At 71.8% G+C, this 15,801-nt stretch carries 14 protein-coding genes; 11 read left to right on the top strand and 3 right to left on the bottom strand.

The window, feature by feature from the left end:
* Positions 1–28 precede the first annotated feature (28 nt).
* The 3 genes from ACLU3S_RS00585 to ACLU3S_RS00575 all read left to right on the top strand — a co-directional run bounded on the left by ACLU3S_RS00585 (position 29) and on the right by ACLU3S_RS00575 (position 3,009).
* On the top strand, positions 29–1,228 hold the full coding sequence (locus ACLU3S_RS00585; protein WP_413949656.1) for a CaiB/BaiF CoA transferase family protein: 1,200 nt from the start codon (positions 29–31) through the stop codon (positions 1,226–1,228).
* Positions 1,212–2,054 (top strand): citryl-CoA lyase, encoded by an 843-nt coding sequence (locus ACLU3S_RS00580; protein WP_413949655.1) that lies wholly within the window; start codon positions 1,212–1,214, stop codon positions 2,052–2,054. The genes ACLU3S_RS00585 and ACLU3S_RS00580 overlap by 17 nt, the downstream gene beginning before the upstream one ends.
* A 94-nt stretch (positions 2,055–2,148) precedes the next feature.
* Entirely contained in the window at positions 2,149–3,009 is an 861-nt protein-coding gene (locus tag ACLU3S_RS00575) for a dioxygenase (protein WP_413949654.1), read from the top strand.
* A 48-nt stretch (positions 3,010–3,057) separates the two neighbouring features.
* Here the strand turns inward: ACLU3S_RS00575 and ACLU3S_RS00570 are convergent, their stop codons facing one another.
* The 3 genes from ACLU3S_RS00570 to ACLU3S_RS00560 form a co-directional block, all read right to left on the bottom strand.
* On the bottom strand, positions 3,058–4,278 hold the full coding sequence (locus ACLU3S_RS00570; RefSeq protein WP_413949653.1) for a metallophosphoesterase: 1,221 nt from the start codon (positions 4,276–4,278) through the stop codon (positions 3,058–3,060).
* A gap of 73 nt (positions 4,279–4,351) precedes the next feature.
* Positions 4,352–5,899 carry a SpoIIE family protein phosphatase gene (locus tag ACLU3S_RS00565; protein WP_413949652.1) on the bottom strand — a complete coding sequence of 516 codons (1,548 nt, stop codon included), beginning with the start codon at positions 5,897–5,899 and terminating at the stop codon, positions 4,352–4,354.
* Between the two features lie 124 nt (positions 5,900–6,023).
* Positions 6,024–7,073: a PP2C family protein-serine/threonine phosphatase gene (locus ACLU3S_RS00560; RefSeq protein WP_413949651.1), complete on the bottom strand. Its 1,050-nt coding sequence runs from the start codon at positions 7,071–7,073 to the stop codon at positions 6,024–6,026.
* Positions 7,074–7,668: 595 nt separating this feature from the next.
* Here ACLU3S_RS00560 and ACLU3S_RS00555 point away from each other — a divergent pair.
* The 8 genes from ACLU3S_RS00555 to ACLU3S_RS00520 all read left to right on the top strand — a co-directional run bounded on the left by ACLU3S_RS00555 (position 7,669) and on the right by ACLU3S_RS00520 (position 15,796).
* Positions 7,669–8,265 carry a YdcF family protein gene (locus tag ACLU3S_RS00555; RefSeq protein WP_413949650.1) on the top strand — a complete coding sequence of 199 codons (597 nt, stop codon included), beginning with the start codon at positions 7,669–7,671 and terminating at the stop codon, positions 8,263–8,265.
* Positions 8,266–8,540: 275 nt separating this feature from the next.
* The gene (locus tag ACLU3S_RS00550) at positions 8,541–9,155 is read left to right on the top strand and encodes a helix-turn-helix domain-containing protein (RefSeq protein WP_413949649.1); all 615 of its coding nucleotides are present in this window, start codon (positions 8,541–8,543) and stop codon (positions 9,153–9,155) included.
* A gap of 131 nt (positions 9,156–9,286) precedes the next feature.
* Entirely contained in the window at positions 9,287–10,639 is a 1,353-nt protein-coding gene (locus tag ACLU3S_RS00545; RefSeq protein ID WP_413949648.1) for an MFS transporter, read from the top strand.
* A gap of 94 nt (positions 10,640–10,733) precedes the next feature.
* Positions 10,734–12,119 carry an FAD-dependent oxidoreductase gene (locus ACLU3S_RS00540; RefSeq protein WP_413949647.1) on the top strand — a complete coding sequence of 462 codons (1,386 nt, stop codon included), beginning with the start codon at positions 10,734–10,736 and terminating at the stop codon, positions 12,117–12,119.
* Positions 12,116–13,306 (top strand): CaiB/BaiF CoA transferase family protein, encoded by a 1,191-nt coding sequence (locus ACLU3S_RS00535; RefSeq protein ID WP_413949646.1) that lies wholly within the window; start codon positions 12,116–12,118, stop codon positions 13,304–13,306. Before ACLU3S_RS00540 ends, ACLU3S_RS00535 begins: the two co-directional genes overlap by 4 nt.
* Complete coding sequence (locus tag ACLU3S_RS00530; RefSeq protein WP_413949645.1) at positions 13,303–14,088, top strand: enoyl-CoA hydratase-related protein; 786 nt, start codon at positions 13,303–13,305, stop codon at positions 14,086–14,088. The genes ACLU3S_RS00535 and ACLU3S_RS00530 overlap by 4 nt, the downstream gene beginning before the upstream one ends.
* Before the next feature lie 5 nt (positions 14,089–14,093).
* Positions 14,094–15,023, top strand: coding sequence for a dihydrodipicolinate synthase family protein (locus ACLU3S_RS00525; RefSeq protein WP_413949644.1), 930 nt, complete (start codon positions 14,094–14,096; stop codon positions 15,021–15,023).
* Positions 15,023–15,796 carry an SDR family oxidoreductase gene (locus ACLU3S_RS00520; protein ID WP_413949643.1) on the top strand — a complete coding sequence of 258 codons (774 nt, stop codon included), beginning with the start codon at positions 15,023–15,025 and terminating at the stop codon, positions 15,794–15,796. Before ACLU3S_RS00525 ends, ACLU3S_RS00520 begins: the two co-directional genes overlap by 1 nt.
* The last annotated feature ends 5 nt before the right edge of the window (positions 15,797–15,801 follow it).

The raw sequence follows: 15,801 nt of genomic DNA, 5'->3' as shown, positions 1-15,801 counted from the left end.
GTCCGCTGTTCGGACAGGAAGGGCATCGATGGCAGAGCGCTCCAGCCCCACTCGCCCGGGTGCCGCGGGGCCACTTGCCGGGGTGCTGGTGGCGGACTTCTCCCGCATCCTCGCGGGGCCGTACGCCACGATGCTGCTGGCGGACCTCGGGGCGGACGTCGTCAAGGTCGAAGGGCCGGACGGCGACGACACCCGAAGCTGGACGCCTCCCGTGCGGGGCGGGGTCTCGACCTACTACCTCGGCGTCAACCGAGGGAAGCGTTCGATCGCCCTCGACCTCCGGGACGAGGCCGACGCACGCGTCGCCCGTGAGCTGGCCCGCCGCGCCGACGTCCTCATCGAGAACTTCAAACCCGGTGGACTCGCCAAGTACGGCCTGGACTACGCGTCGGTCCGGGAGACCAACCCGGGCGTGATCTACACGTCGATCACGGGCTTCGGGTCCGGCGCCGGCCGCCATGTGCCCGGCTACGACCTGATGGTGCAGGCCGTCTCGGGCCTGATGAGCCTCACGGGTGACCCGGACGGGCCCCCGTACCGGGCCGGGATCTCCGTGTTCGACGTGATGGCCGGCAACCATGCGACGATCGGCATCCTGGCCGCGCTGCGCCACCGGGACGCGGCCGGCGAGGGACAGCTCGTCGAGGTGAACCTGTTGTCCTCGGCGCTCACCGGCCTGGTCAACCACAGTTCCGCCTACGTCGCGGGCGGGACCGTTCCGTACCGGATGGGCAACGCCCACCCCAGCGTGTTCCCCTACGAGCCGCTGCCCACCGCGGACAACGACCTCATCGTGACGGCCGCCAACGACGGGCAGTTCCGCAGGCTGTGCGAGGTCCTGGGCATCCCGGAGATCGCCGACGACCCGCGCTTCGCCCGCAACGCCGACCGCACCGCCCACCGCGAGGAGCTGCGGCCCCTCCTGGTGGAGCGGCTGGTGACACGCGGCGCCCTCGAATGGTTCGAGCTGCTGGTCGAGGCCGGCGTGCCGAGCGGGCCGATCAACACCATCGACGGCGGGTTCGCCATGGCCGACCGGTTCGGGCTCGAACCGGTCGTCACCGTGGGCGAGGGCGAGCGTGCGGTCCCGACCACCCGCCACCCGATCGGCTTCTCCGCCACTCCCGCCACCTACCGGCTCCCGCCGCCGGAACTCGACGAGCACGGCGACGAACTGCGCACGTGGCTGTCCGAACCGGAGGAGGAGAACCGTGGCCGAACCCGCTGACCGTGCCTCGTACCCCACCGCCCTGGGGGCGTCCGACCCGGAGACCATCACGCTGCTCGGCCATGACCTGGCCGAGGAGATCATGGGCGCGGTGGGCTTCGGCGAGCTGGCGTTCTGGCTCGCCACCCAACGCAGGCCCGCCCCAAGCGAGATCCGCGTCTTCGAGGCGGTGCTCGCCGCTCTCGCCGACCACGGCTTCACCCCCACCGCCATCGTCACCCGGCTGACGTACCTGTCGGCCCCGGACTCCATCCAGGGCGCGCTGGCCGCCGGCCTGCTCGGCGGCGGCTCACGGTTCCTGGGAGTCACCGAGGACACCGGAAAGTTTCTGCACGAGGTGCTGGAATCACTGGGCGGCGCACTGCCGTCCGACGAGGCGGGCTGGGACGCGGTGGCACTGAGCACGGTGCGAAAGCGGCGCGCGGCGCGCGAGTTCGTCCCCGGGCTCGGACATCACGTGCACAAGGCGGGCGATCCCCGCACGCCCAGGCTGATGCGGATCGCGGCCGAGGAGGGGCTGTTCGGTCCGCACCTGTCGTTGTTCGCCGCCATCGGGCGGGTCCATCCGGCGGTGCTGGGCCGGACCCTGCCGCTCAACGGGGCGGGCGTCTGCGGCGCCGCCCTCGCCGACCTCGGACTGCCCCTGCCGCTGCTGCGCGCGTTCGCGCTGCTGGCCCGCACCGCGGGCCTGATCGGGCAGCTCGCCGAGGAACTGCGTCACCCGGTGGCGCGCGACGTCTTCCTCTCCGTCGACCTCAACAACACCTCCGTTCCCCCGGATCCCTTCGTCCCCGAACCACTCGGGGAAGGGGACGGCGACGGCTGACAGCAACCGCAGTCGGGCAGTACACCGGGAACTCACCACCTTCCAGCGGCACCTGGTCGTCATCACCCACGCAGGGCACACCGAGGAGCACACCATGTTCGTCGACGAGGACAACATCACCGACCTTGCCGTCCGGCGCTGGGCCACCGCCCACTCCCCGCGCACGGCGGAGCTGATGACCGCGCTGGTGCGCCACCTGCACGACTTCGCCCGGGAAGTGCGGCTGACGGAGGACGAGTGGATGGCCGCGATCGAGTGGCTGACGGCGACCGGGAAGGTCTGTGACGACAAGCGCCAGGAGTTCATCCTGGCCTCGGACGTGCTCGGGCTGAGCATGCTCGTCGTCCAGCTCAACAACCGGTTCTCGCCGCAGGCCACCCCGGCCACGGTGCTCGGCCCGTTCCACATCGACGGCTCGCCCGCCGCGCCGTACGGCTTCGACATGTCGGAGGGCATCGCGGGAACCCCCCTGTTCCTCACGGGCAAGGTCACCGACATCGCGGGCAAGCCCGTTCCCGGCGCCGTCATCGACGCGTGGCAGGCCGACGCCGACGGTGCCTACGAGGCGCAGCTCCCGGAGGTCGACGAGGCCCGGCTGCGGGCCAAGTACCGCACGCGCGAGGACGGCAGCTACTGCATCCGCACCATCGCTCCCCGCGGCTACGCCATCCCCATGGACGGCCCGGTCGGCGACCTGATCCGCGGGACCGACATCAGCCACTTCCGGCCCGCACACGTCCACTGCCTCATCGACGAACCCGGGTACCGGAGACTGATCACCCACCTGTTCCAGGAGGGCAGCGCGTACCTCGACAGCGACGTGGTCTTCGGCACCAAGGAGGCGCTGGTCGTGCGCTTCACCGAGCGGCCCGCCGGGCCCACGCCGGACGGCGGCAGCCTGGAACGGCCCTACCTGCACGCGGAATACGACTTCGTGCTGCAGCCCTGCGACTGACCCGCCGGCAAACCGGTACCGCGGGCGTCCGGCGTCCCCCGCCCGGTGCTACGGCGAGGTGGGCAGGCGCGGGGAGCGGAGCACGAGCAGGGTGATCTCGCTGGGGGCGAAGACCCGGAACGGCGGGCCCCAGAAGCCGGTGCCGCGGCTGGTGTAGAGGAGCGTGCGGGCGCCGTGGCGGCTGAGGCCGGCGAGGGCGGGCTGGTCGATGCGGACCAGGTGGTGGAAGGGCCAGATCTGGCCGCCGTGGGTGTGGCCGGAGAGCTGGAGGTCGACGCCGGCGGCCGCCGCCCGGTCGACGAACTTGGGCTGGTGCGCCAGGAGCAGCACGGGCAGCTGGGGGTCGGCGCCGTCCAAGGCGCCCGCGAGGTGGGCGCGGTGGCCCGCCAGGCCCGAGGACTCGGCGGTGACGTCGTCCACGCCCGCGACCACGAGGGTGTCGCCTCCGCGTTCGAGCAGCAGATGGCGGTTGCGCAGCGGCTCCCAGCCCAGCTCGTCCATCAGGTCGACCCAGCCCTGGGCCTCGCTGTAGTACTCGTGGTTGCCGGTGACGTAGACCCGGGCCCGGGTGGCCCGCACGGTCTCGAGTGGGGCGGCCTGGGCGCGGCGGCGTTCGGCCGTGCCGTCCGCGATGTCGCCGGTGTGGCAGACCACGTCGGCTTCCAGCGTGTTCACCGTCTCGCACACCCGTGCCGACCAGCGGGCGCGGTCGAGTGGGCCGTAGTGGGTGTCGGTGATGAGGACGACACGCAGTCCGTCCAACCCAAGGCCCAGTCGCGGGAGTTGCACGTCGAGCCGGCGCACGCGCGGCACGCGGCGCGCCTCGGCGTACCCCCAGCCGAGCAGCACGGCGGACACGCCGAGGACGGCCCAGGTGACGGTGCGGGCCCGGTCCTGGCCGTCGCCCGTCCCGGCCACGGTCAGGGCGAGCCGCAGGAAGACGCCGAGCAGAACCGACCAGGTGAACAGGACCCAGCTGGTGCCGAGCAGGGTGTCACCGACGATCGCCGCCCCGTCCTGCTGACGCCGGCCGTGGCCGCGCGCCATGGCGAGCGGCATGCCTATGAGGCCCAGCACGCACAGGGCGGTGCCGACCAGCGTGACGGGCAGCGGCCAGTGCTGGCCGCCGTACAGGAGCACCCAGCAGGGCACGGCCCACAGCAGGAACGGGGCGATCCGGGGGATGTGACGCAGCAGGCGGTGCAGGGGGCTGCGCCGCGGAGCCTGCGCCTGACTGTCGGCGGGTCGGGTGTCGCTGGTGTCGGTCACGCTTCCCCTCCCTGACCGGGCCGGCCGTCTCGCGCACTGTATCCGGTCGTTCCGGGGACGGCCGGACCGGCGTTCACGGGCGCGGCCCCTCCGACGCGTCCAGTTTCTCTTCCGCCCAGATGGTCTTGCCGCGGGGATCACCGCGTGTGCCCCAACGCCGGGCGAGCTGGGAGACGATGAACAGTCCCCGTCCGCTCTCGTCGAAGGTGTCGGCCCGCCGCAGGTAGGGAGACGCGCTGCTGCCGTCGGAGACTTCGCAGGTCAGTCCCGCGCCATGGAGGATCAGGCGCAGCCGGACCGGAGGGCGGCCGTGGCGGATGGCGTTGGTGACCAGTTCGCTGACGATGAGCTCCGTGGTGGGTGCGGTGTCCTCGAGGCCCCACGCGGTCAGCTTCCGCCAGACGTGCTCGCGGGCCTGGGAGACGGCGGCGAGGTCGTCCGAGAGATCCCAGAAGGCGACGTGGTCGCTGTCGAACGTGCGGGTACGGGCGGCGAGCACGCCGACGTGGACGTAACGCCCGTCGGACTGCAGAACGCCCAGGGCGGACCGGCAGAGAACCGTCAGGCCGGACTGCGGTCCGAGGCCCGCCTCGGGGGGCACGATGGGGGCGGCCCCGGCCGCCGGGTCGGGTCCCCAAGGGGTGTGAGCGTGCAGCAGGAGCACCGTGCGATCGGGGAGATCGACCTCAGTGGCCACCGCGGGCGAGGGCGCCTGCCCGAGGGGAGGGCTCGCAGGAAGGTCGACCGTGGTGACCACGCCGTCGGGCCGGAGGACGGTCAGCGCGGGGTAGCCGGCGCCGGCGAGGGTGCAGCGGGCGGAGACGGGGTCGTAGACCGCGTACAGACATCCGACGGTGACACCGGACACGTCCTCGCCGTGCGGCTCGCCGTCGTGCCGCAGTCGGGTCAGCACATCCGCCAGGTGGGCCAGAAGCTCCTCCGGCTGCAGGTCCATGTCGGCCAGCGTGCGCACCGCGGCGCGGAGTTCAGCGGCAAGGGCGGGTGCGGGACTCCCGGCTTCGGTGACGCAGCCGGCGACGAGGGCAACCCGGGCGCTGGGAAGCGGTAGTGCGTCGAGCCAGTGGGCCTCGCCCGGCACGGAGCCGTCGGCGACCGCGCAACAGCGGGCGAGTTCCATTGCCGCTGGCTGCGGCAGCGGGCCGGAACGCAGGCGGGTGGTGGGGATCGGAGGTGTGTCTCCGGAGGCGTCGTCGACGGTCTGCATCGCATCCGAGCCGGTCCGTGCGTCGTCGACGCCCCGCAGGGGCCGCCCGGCAGCGGTGCCGACCCGCTCGTGCGAGCGCAGGCGCGCCCGGCACAGGACGAGGCTCAGGGCAACGGAGAGCGCGGCCGCGCCGAGCACCACCGTGCGGCCGCCTTCCGACACCCCACGGAGCGCGAAGCCGTAGACGGCCGCGCTGGCTGCCAGCGTCACCACCCCGATCGCGAGGGTGCGCCGCAGGGGAAGCAGGCAGGCTGCCACCAGGGGCGCCGGCACCGAGCAATCGGACCGGCGGACCAGACCACGTGAGGATGCCGCCAGCTGTACGGCAAGGGTTGTACCGAGGTAGGCGACCAGCAGCGGGCACGGCCGCCAGGACAGGCGTCGTACAGTGGTCATCCCGATCACTGTCCTTTCGTGACTGGCGCGTTGTGCCGGCACGGTGTGCGTGTCGTGCACGCGGGCACGTCCGTGCGTGCCGGGGCGCCGTCGGATCTTTCGTCGGAGGGGTGCGGAACAGGCGTCAGCCGGTGGGGCAGTGGACGGCCACCATGGCGAGGTCGTCGTGGAAGCGGGGACCCACGTAGCTGCTGAGATCCTGGGTGATGTGCTGCAGGAGGCGCTGTGGGCACCTCCAGGACCACGTGGCGGCGCGTTCGAGGACGGGATAGAAGGTCCCGCTGCTGTCACGGGCTTCGACGAGTCCGTCGGTGTAGAGCAACAACGTGTCGCCGGGCACGAACGGGAAGGTGTGCACGGGGAAGGCGTCCGTGGCACTTCCGGCCAGTCCAAGGGGCGGAGCCGGGCGGCTCACGGGCAGGACGCTCACCCGGCCGCGCTGCTCCAGCAGCGGAGGGGGATGCCCGCAGCTGACGATCCGGACGGTCTCCTCTGCGTCGGGTAGTTCGGCCAGCAGTGCGGTGATGAAACGCTCGGCGCTGTCGGGGTCCCGCTCCGTCATCTCGGCCAGGTGTCTGCGGACGCTGCGTTCCAGGGCAGCCGCGAGCTCCGGCAGCGTCTCGTGCTGATGGGCGGCCTCGCGGAAGGCGCCGAGCAGGGCGGAGGCGTCCTCGACGGCGGGCAGGCCCTTGCCGCGGACGTCGCCGATGAGGATGCGGGTCGTGCGGCCGGTGCGGGCGGCGGCGTACAAGTCGCCGCCGACCAGGGCGTACGCGGTGGCGGCCCGGTAGACCGACGCGATGTGCAGAGCGCCCAAAGTGCGCGGGAGCGGCCGCAGCACCACCCGTTGGGCCGCCTCGGACACCGCCCGCACCTGCGTGAGTTCTCGCAGATCGCGATCGTGCAGAGCGCGAGCGACGACGGCGAAGCCGGAGACCGCCAGCAGCGCGCCGACGTGAATGGGCAACAGGGGCGAATGCAGCAGACCGTCGTGCCAGTCGACGAGGACCGCGGCCGCGCTGGCGGCCAGGGCGATGGCGACCGTCGACCGGGTTCGGGCGAACGCCGCGGTGCACGTGGGGGCGGCCACGAGCAGCGGCGAGAGGTGAATGGCCATAGGGGCGACGGATGCCGCGAGGGTGATCGCCGCGATCAGCAGGAGCGGTAGCGCCACCTGCGCCCGGGTGCTTTCGCCCGGCGGCCGGCTGCGACCGGCGAGGCGGCGCCGGAAACGGTCTTTCCACGGGTGTCCGGGGCCGCGCACGAGAGGGGCTGCGCGGCTGTTCACACGCGGCGCCGGGGCACCGCGAGAAGGGAATTTCATGGGTGGTCCTGCGTGCGGGGGAACCTGTACGGCCCGTGACGGCCGAAGTGGCTGCGTGGGGTGGGGGACAGCTACGGCAACACGGCTACCGCGTGGGAGAGCGCGCGCTCAGGCCGGAGCGCGACCGTGCCACGGCCGAGGCAACCCAGCCCGTCCGGATATGCGGCGTCACGGTGTCGGGGCTCGTCATTCTTACCGCATCCTTGCCACTTTCTTGCCGTAATGCGAAATACGTTTTCCGCCATACGGATTTCAGGGTGCGACACCGGGACGTCCAGGTCAAGGACACGAGCCTGATTCCTTCATTGCGGAATGCGAACGCCGGACATGAGGCATGACGGCACCCGGCGGCGACTGGTGTCCCTGGTACCGGCTGTCGCGTCGGCGCGGGCCGAGCCGATGCCAACCGGCAGCAGGCGGCGCCGAGGTGCCCTAGAGTCACCGCATGCGGCGACGGACTGGACTGGCGATGGCTTCAGTTGCGGCCCTCGCCTGGGGTGAGTGGCTGAACTGGCGCTGGTCTCGGGTGCTCGTGGGGAACAGGCCAGGCGCTTTTGAGGCCGTGGTGGTGTTGGGGTACCGGAACCCCTGGCCGACGGCGAACCTGATCAACCGTTGGCGAGTCCGTACCGGCATTCGCTCGTGCGCAACTGGTGCGCACGAGACCCGCGTGGTCTTCAGCGGCGGCGCGACCCGCAGCGGCACCGCGGAGGCTCGGCTGATGGCCGACTACGCGACGTCGGTGCTCGGGTTCGACGGCACGGTGCTCCTCGAAGAGCACAGCGCGACGACGTGGGAGAACATCACGAACGTGATCCCCCTGCTCGAGGACGTGGACCGCATCAAGATCGCCTCCCAGCCGGCTCATGCGCTCAAGGCCCGGGCGTACCTGCGGCGGCAGCGCCCCGATCTTGCGGAGAGACTGGTGCGCGCGGACGACTACCGCCCTGGCGAGTGGATCGTCGTCAAACCGCTGCTGGCTCTGTACGGACTGTGGACACTCCGCGGCCTCAAGTCCGAGGAACGCAAGGCTTCGCGGTAACGGCCGCCGTCGCACGGCTCACGCGGCACCGACTGGCAACGGAAACCGGCCGCTTCGCCACGGGCATCCTCGGCAGGCTCGGCCGGGAGCGCCCCGACGCCCCCGAGCCGGTGCGCGACGGTCGGCGAACGCACGGTCAGCGGATGCGCCGGGGTTTCTGGACGTCCATCCTCGCGCAACTTATTGACGGAATGAAAATCTGCTGCTGAAGTGAAGGGCACGCGGCAGCTACACGCCACAGACAAGCAGCAGCTACACGCCACAGAAGGGCCGCCATGGGCAGTGCCAACAGTGGGCAGGAACCCGACGCCTCCACACCGCCCGACCCCGAGGCCGCGATCGCCGGCGTCGGCCATCAGGTCAGAGGGCTGCGCAAGCTCCGGGGACTCACCCTCGAGGAGCTGAGCACCCGGGCGTCGGTGAGCATCGGGTTGATCAGCCAGATCGAGCGAGGGCGCGGAAACCCGTCCTTCAACACGCTCATCCAGCTGTCACATGCCCTTCAGGTGCCGGTCGGACGGCTCTTCCACGGGCCCGAGCAGACCTCCCCCGTCGTACGGGCAAAAGAGCGGCGGACCTTGGACCTGCACGGCTCGGGGACGCTGGACGTCACCTACGAACTGCTCAGCCCCGGCCTCACGGGAACCTTGGAAGCGGTGTGGATCGAAGCCCCGCCGGGCTACGACACGTCCGACTCGCCCTTCACCCACCCGGGTGAGGAATTCGGCATCATCCTGCAGGGACGCCACCAGGTCTTCCTCGACGGCGTCTGTCACGAGCTGGGCCCGGGGGACTCGATCACCTACCCGAGCACAACACCGCACTGGTATCGCAACGAGGGCCCCGAGACGGTCAAGGCCGTGTGGGTGATGACACCGCCCAACCTGTGAGCCATCCAGCACGACCACCAACGGCCGCGAAAGACATCTCGTGGCCACAGTGTGCCCCGAGCCCTCCCGACTCGTTCTTGGCGGTTCGATCACGGGAGAGCCCAGGGCTGACTTCTCGCTGAGGAGAAACCGTGCCCCAAATCTATCAAGCCGGGCAGGCGCCCGACGCCGGCCCGCCTCCCGAAAGCGGCGCCGGTCCTTCGGGCGCCGTGCCGGAAGACGTTCTCGACGACTCGATCCGCCGGCGCGCGCTGTTCGCGCTCGGCTGCGGCAACACCCTCGAGTGGTACGACTGGCAGGTCTACGGCCTGCTCGCCGTGTCCATGGCTCCGCACTTCTTCCCCGCCAAGGACCCGGCCACCGGGGTGCTCTCCGCCATGGCCGTCTTCGCCGTCGGTTTCGCCGCCCGGCCACTCGGCGGCATCGTCCTCGGCACGGTCGCCGACCGGATCGGGCGCAAGGGCGTCACCCTGCTCAGCGTCGGCCTCATGGCGCTGGCCTCGTTCGTCATCGCGGTGCTGCCCGGCCACGACGCCATCGGTGTCTGGTCCGGCGTCCTCCTCCTCTTCTCGCGGCTCGTCCAGGGCTTCTCGACGGGCATCGAGGCGCCGCTGAGCACCGCGTACGCCGTGGAACTCGTGCCCAGGGACCGGGTCGGCCGAGCCGCGGGCACCATGTCGGCCTATGTCAACGCGGGCCTGTTCACCGCCGCCCTCGTCCCGTTCGTCCTCAGCTCCGTGCTCGGGGACGCCGCGCTGAACGAGTGGGCGTGGCGCCTCCCGTTCGCGCTCGGCGGCATCGCCGGCATCGTCATCATGCTGATGCGCCGCAGCCTGCCCGAGACCCTGGGCAGGCAGAAGGCGCAGCAGACCGCGCAGCAGGCCCCCGTGGCCAGTCCCTGGCGCGGAGTCCGCAGCAACCTGCTGGGCCTGTTCGCCATCATCTTCGTGGTCGCCGCTGCCCAGGCGTTCAACTACGGCTGGGCCGTCGGCCTGCCCGCCCGGGCCCAGGCCGTCTTCCACGAGTCGCCGCACCAGGTGTTCCTGGTGACCTCGCTGTACTCGTTGGTGACCGTGGTGCTGGCCCTGATCGTCGGCCGTTTCGCCGACCGGGTGCAGTTGGGCCGGCTCTTCGTGTGGTTCCGGCTGCTCGCCATCCCGGTGGTGTTCCTGATCCTGGCCTACCACGGTGGCGTCGGCTCCCTGGGCGTGATCCTCATCGGCGGAGGCGTCGTCCTGGCGGCCAACATGACGCTGTACAACGCCGTTTCGGCGAGCCTGATGCCGCAGCACTCCAGGGGGGTGGGAACCGGGCTCGGCTACGCCATCGGCGTCGCCCTGTTCGGCGGGACCGCGCCCTACCTGATGCAGTGGCTGTCCCCCCGCGGCCTGTACTACACCTTCCCGATCTACGTGGCAGTGCTGAGCGCGGTCAGTCTCGTCCTCTACCTGCTGGCCCGCCGCCGCGGCCGGATCTACCTCTGACAAACACGTCTGCCGCCCCCGGTGCCCCGTCACCCCACGCGGGGCACCGCCCGGGACGCCCTGATGTGAATCACGACAGTAAGGAAGAAAACGCATGAGCAACAGCTTCGGACAGCCGTTGCAGCGCAGTACCGTCACCAGCCCCGCGAGGGAGGTACCGGTCGTCGCCGCCTCGGACGTCGTGGTGGTCGGCGGTGGCCCCGCCGGTGTCTCGGCCGCCGTCGCGGCGGCCCGCAACGGGGCCTCGGTCACGCTGCTGGAGCGCTATCCCTACCTGGGCGGCCTCGCCTCCGGCGGCATGGTCCTCGTCCTGGACGACATGGCCAACGGCAACGAGATCACCGTCACCGGCATCGCCCAGGAGTACGTGGAGCGGCTGGAGAAGATCGGCCTCGCCGTCTGTCCACCGGAGGAGGACCGCTCCACCAGCCAGGCGCTGTGGGACAAGTGGGCCCGCTGGGGCCTGTTCGACTTCCACAGCCACGGACTTCCCAAGCCGGTGACCTATGCCGTCGCCTTCGACCCGGACGGCTGGAAGCGCGTCTCCGACGACCTCGTCGAGGAGTCCGGCGTGAACCTGCGGCTGCACAGCTGGTTCTCCGAGCCGATCGTCGAGGACGGCCGCATGCGGGGCGTGGTCTGCGAGACCAAGTCCGGCCCGCAGGCGATCATGGGTGACGTCGTCGTCGACACCACCGGCGACATCGACGTCGCATCCCGCGCCGGGGCGCCGTACGACCAGGACGGGTACATCGTCACCCTGGTGTTCCGCCTGGGCGGTGTGGACTTCGAGACCGCCGAGCGGTTCGAGCAGGAGGACCCCAAGGCGGCCCGTGCCGTCAACCGGCAGGCCAAGCGCATCCTGGGCGGCGCCTGGGAGATGTGGTGGCTGCGCACACCGCTGCCCGGCGTCGCCTGGTGCAACGCCCCGCACATGAGCGGCTTCGACGGCACCAGCGTCGAGGACCTCACCCGCGCCGAGTTCGAGGCCCGGCGCAGGATCAACGAGGTCGTCGAGTACGTCCGCGCCCACTACCCCGGCTTCGAGAAGGCGTATCTGCTCGACGTCGCCGAGCAGATGGGGGTCCGGCAGACCCGGCTCCTCCAGGGCGAGTACGTGGTCACCAAGGACGACGTGATGCAGCGGCGCCACTTCGCCGACAGCGTCGCCCGGGGCCGCGACTACTACACGCCGTACCGGGCGCTGGTGCCGCGCTCCGTCGACCAGTTGCTGGTGGCCGGCCGCCACTACTCGGCCACGCCCGAGGCGCAGCGCGTCTCCCGCGAGATCCCGCCGTGCATGGCGATGGGCCAGGCCGCCGGCACCGCCGCCGCCCTCGCCCTGGACGCCGGGGTCGACGTGCGGCACGTCGACATCGCCGCCGTCCAGCGCACGTTGCGCGACCAGGGCGCCGACCCGGGCGACAGCCCGTCGGCCAACGCCACCCTCGCCCCCGCCCCGGAGGAGACCCCCGCATGAGCACCGCCGGCAACCAGCCCCTCTCCGGCATCCGCGTCCTCGACTTCACCCAGGTGATGCTCGGCCCGAGTTGCACCCAGGTGCTCGGTGACTACGGCGCGGACGTCATCAAGATCGAGAAGCCGGGCTCCGGCGATCTGTCCCGCTGGAGCATCAACGACCGGCTCGGCCAGGACAACCCGGTCTTCCTCAGCCTCAACCGGAACAAGCGCAGCGTCGCGCTGAACACCCGCTCCGAGGAGGGCCGCAAGGTCGTCCTGGACCTGGTGCGCGAGGCCGACGTCGTCGTCAGCAACTTCCGCCCCGGCGTGATGGAACGGCTCGGCTTCGGCTACGAGGAGCTCAAGGCCGTCAACCCGCGGATCATCTGGGCCTTCGGCTCCGGCTTCGGCTCCACCGGCCCGTACATGCACAAGGGCGGGCAGGACGTGCTCGCCCAGGCGTACACCGGCGTGATGGCCCGCAAGGCCGACCCCGACCACCCGACCGCGATCTACGCCACCGCCCTCGCCGACTACTCCGCCGGCATGCAGCTGGTCCAGGGCATCCTGCTGGCACTGCTGCACCGGGAGCGCACCGGCACCGGCCAGAAGGTCGAAGTCTCCCTCTACAACGGCCTGCTGCACATGCAGATGCAGGAGGCCACCATGCAGCTGATGCGCGACCGCGAGCTGAACTGGGCGCGCATGCCGCTGAGCGGCTGCTTCCCGACCACCGACGGTGCGCTCGTCCTGGTCGGCGCCTTCAAGGAGAACCCGCTGCGCGACATCTGCGCCGCCCTGGACCTCCCGGACCTCTCCCAGGAGGAGCGCTTCAAGGACCTCGCCGCGCAGTTCGCGAACCGGCCGGAGATCCAGCGCATCCTGCGCGAACGCTTCGCCACGGACACCACCGCGCACTGGCTGGCCCGCCTGGAGGAGCGGGACCTGCTCTGCGCCCCGGTGAAGAACCTCGCCGAGGCCCTTCAGGACCCGCAGACCGTGCACAACGGCATGCTGCTGGAGTTCGAGCACCCGCTCGGCGAGACCGTCCGCACCGTCGGCTCGCCCATCGCCATGTCGGAGGCCCCCACCGCCGTACGGCACGCGCCGCCGCGCCTCGGGGAGCACGGCGCGCAGGTCCTCGCCGAACTCGGCTACGACCAGGCGCGCATCGACCAGCTCAAGGACGCCGGGGTGCTCGCATGACCGACGAGATCCGCTACGAGCTCGACGGGCACGTCGCCCGCGTCACCATCGACCGCCCGCATGTCCTCAACGCCCTCGACGAGCCCGCGCAGGAGCGGATGAACGCGCTCTTCGACGAGATCGAGCGCGACCCGCGGGTGCGCGTGGTCGTCCTCACCGGCGCCGGCGAGAAGGCGTTCTGCGTGGGCGCCGACATGAGCACCGCCGGTGTCGACAAGACCGGTGTGGACTACTGGGCCGACGCCCAGCCCAACGGCTTCGGCGGCCTCGCCCTGCGCGAGACCCTCGACGTTCCGGTCATCGCCCGGGTGAACGGCTACGCCCTCGGCGGCGGCATGGAGATGGTGCTCGGCTGCGACATCATCGTCGCGTCCGAGACCGCCCAGTTCGGCCTCACCGAGCCGCGGGTCGGCCGCATCGCCCTGGACGGCGGCGTCGTCCGCCTGCCCCGGCAGATCCCCTACCACCTGGCCATGGGCATGCTGCTGACCGGCCGCCGGATGAAGGCCCCGCAGGCCGAGGCGGTGGGCCTGGTCAACGAGGTGGTCCCCGCCGAACGGCTGGACGAGGCCGTCGACGGCTGGATCGCCGACATCCTCGCCTGCGCCCCGCTGTCCCTGCGCGCCGTCAAGCACCTGGTGCAGAACACCACGCACATGACGCCACGACAGGCCCAGGGGCAGCGCAGCGCCGCCCTGGTGCGCGCCCTGCGGTCCAAGGACTCCGAGGAGGGCGTACGCGCCTTCCAGGAGAAGCGGCCGCCGGCCTGGAAGGGGGAGTGACCGCCGTGAGCACTCCTCTCGCCCCCGGCGTCTGGGGCGTACTCGCCACCCCTTTCGCGGGCTCCGCGCTCGAGGTCGACGAGACCTCCCTCGCCCGGGCGGTGGACCTCTACACGGCCGCCGGGGCCACGGGACTGACCGTCCTCGGGGTCTTCGGCGAAGCCGCCCACCTCGACCTCGCCGAGCAGCACGACGTCGTGGAGGTCGTCGGTGAGACCCGAGGCGACCTGCCCATGGTGGTCGGCCTCGCCGGACGCTCCACCCGCGTCGCGATCGAGCAGGCCCGCACCGTCCTGGACGCGGCCGGCGGCGCCGACGGCGTCGCAGGCCTCATGGTGCTGGTCAACACCGCGGACCCGGCCGTCCTGGCCCGCCACCTGCGGGCGGTGCACGCCGAGACCGGCGCCGGCATCGTCGTCCAGGACTACCCGCTGATCAGCGGCGTGAGGATCGATCAGCGGGTCCTGGCGCGGGTGGTCGCCGAGAACGCCGACATCGTGGTCGCGGTCAAGTCCGAGTCCCCGCCGACCGCGCCCGCGATCGCCACCCTCACCGCGGTCACCGACCTTCCCGTCTTCGGCGGGCTCGGCGGCGTCGGACTGCTGGACGAACTCGCCGCGGGCTCGGCCGGAGCGATGACCGGCTTCTCCTACCCGGAGGCCCTCGTCGCCACGGTCGAGGCATGGCGGTCCGGCGGCTTCGAGGCGGCCCGCGAGGTCTTCGCCCCCTGGCTGCCGCTGGTCAACTTCGAGGCGCAGCCCGGCATCGGCCTCGCCGTCCGCAAGGAGTGCATCCGCCGCCGCGGCACCTTCATCGAGTCCGGCGTCCGGCCGCCGGCGCCCTCCCTCCCGGAGAGCCTCGCACCGATGGCCGCCGCACACATCGCCGCGGCCGAACGGCTGCTCGGGGAGCCGACGGACGGGGTGAACGCCTGATGGATCTCGGCATCAGCGGACGCGTGGCCCTGGTGGCCGCCTCCACCGCGGGCCTCGGCCGCGCGACCGCTCGCGCACTGGCCGCCGAGGGCGCCCGCGTCGTGATCAGCGGCCGCCGCGCCGAGGTGGTGGAACGGGAGGCCGCGGCACTGCCCGGCGCCGTCGGCATCCCCGCCGACCTCACCGATCCCGGAACCCCCGAGGCGCTGGTACGCCGGACCGGGGAACTCCTCGGCCCCGTGGACATCCTGGTCCTCAACGGCGGGGGACCCGCCCCCGGCACCGCCGCCGACCAGACGCCCGAGTCCCTCTCCGCCGCCGTCGGCAGCCTCCTGCTGCCCCATCAGGCCCTCATCCGGCACACCCTGCCGGGCATGCGGGAACGAGGCTGGGGACGGATCCTCGCCATCGGCTCCAGCGGCGTCAACGAGCCGCTGCCCGGCCTCGCCCTGTCCAACGCCGGCCGCGCCGCGCTGGCCGGACTGCTCAAGACCCTGGCCTCGGAGGTCGCCGCCGACGGCGTCACCGTCAACATGCTGCTGCCCGGGCGCATCGCCACCGACCGGGTCGCCGCGCTCGACCGCGCGCGGGCCGAACGGGAGCACACCACCGTCGAGGCGGTCGCGGCGGCCGCCCGCGCGGCGATCCCCGCCGGCCGGTACGGCACGCCCGAGGAGTTCGGCGCCGCCGCCGCCTTCCTGTGCAGCGCACCCGCCTCCTACGTGACCGGCAGCCAGGTCCGCGTCGACGGCGGCATGGCCCGCAGTTTCTGAACGGA

Origin of the sequence: Streptomyces sp. AF1A, from assembly GCF_047340315.1 — a bacterium.
In the GTDB taxonomy this organism is placed as follows: domain Bacteria; phylum Actinomycetota; class Actinomycetes; order Streptomycetales; family Streptomycetaceae; genus Streptomyces.
This window is presented reverse-complemented; position numbering and strand designations above follow the sequence as displayed.

Excerpts from the sequence above, each read along its gene's own strand:
- ACLU3S_RS00555 (WP_413949650.1), top strand. The coding sequence starts at position 7,669 with ATGCGGCGACGGACTGGACTGGCGATGGCTTCAGTTGCGGCCCTCGCC.
- ACLU3S_RS00520 (WP_413949643.1), top strand. The coding sequence starts at position 15,023 with ATGGATCTCGGCATCAGCGGACGCGTGGCCCTGGTGGCCGCCTCCACC.
- ACLU3S_RS00585 (WP_413949656.1), top strand. The coding sequence starts at position 29 with ATGGCAGAGCGCTCCAGCCCCACTCGCCCGGGTGCCGCGGGGCCACTT.
- ACLU3S_RS00565 (WP_413949652.1), bottom strand. The coding sequence starts at position 5,899 with ATGACCACTGTACGACGCCTGTCCTGGCGGCCGTGCCCGCTGCTGGTC.
- ACLU3S_RS00535 (WP_413949646.1), top strand. The coding sequence starts at position 12,116 with ATGAGCACCGCCGGCAACCAGCCCCTCTCCGGCATCCGCGTCCTCGAC.
- ACLU3S_RS00575 (WP_413949654.1), top strand. The coding sequence starts at position 2,149 with ATGTTCGTCGACGAGGACAACATCACCGACCTTGCCGTCCGGCGCTGG.
- ACLU3S_RS00550 (WP_413949649.1), top strand. The coding sequence starts at position 8,541 with ATGGGCAGTGCCAACAGTGGGCAGGAACCCGACGCCTCCACACCGCCC.
- ACLU3S_RS00530 (WP_413949645.1), top strand. The coding sequence starts at position 13,303 with ATGACCGACGAGATCCGCTACGAGCTCGACGGGCACGTCGCCCGCGTC.
- ACLU3S_RS00540 (WP_413949647.1), top strand. The coding sequence starts at position 10,734 with ATGAGCAACAGCTTCGGACAGCCGTTGCAGCGCAGTACCGTCACCAGC.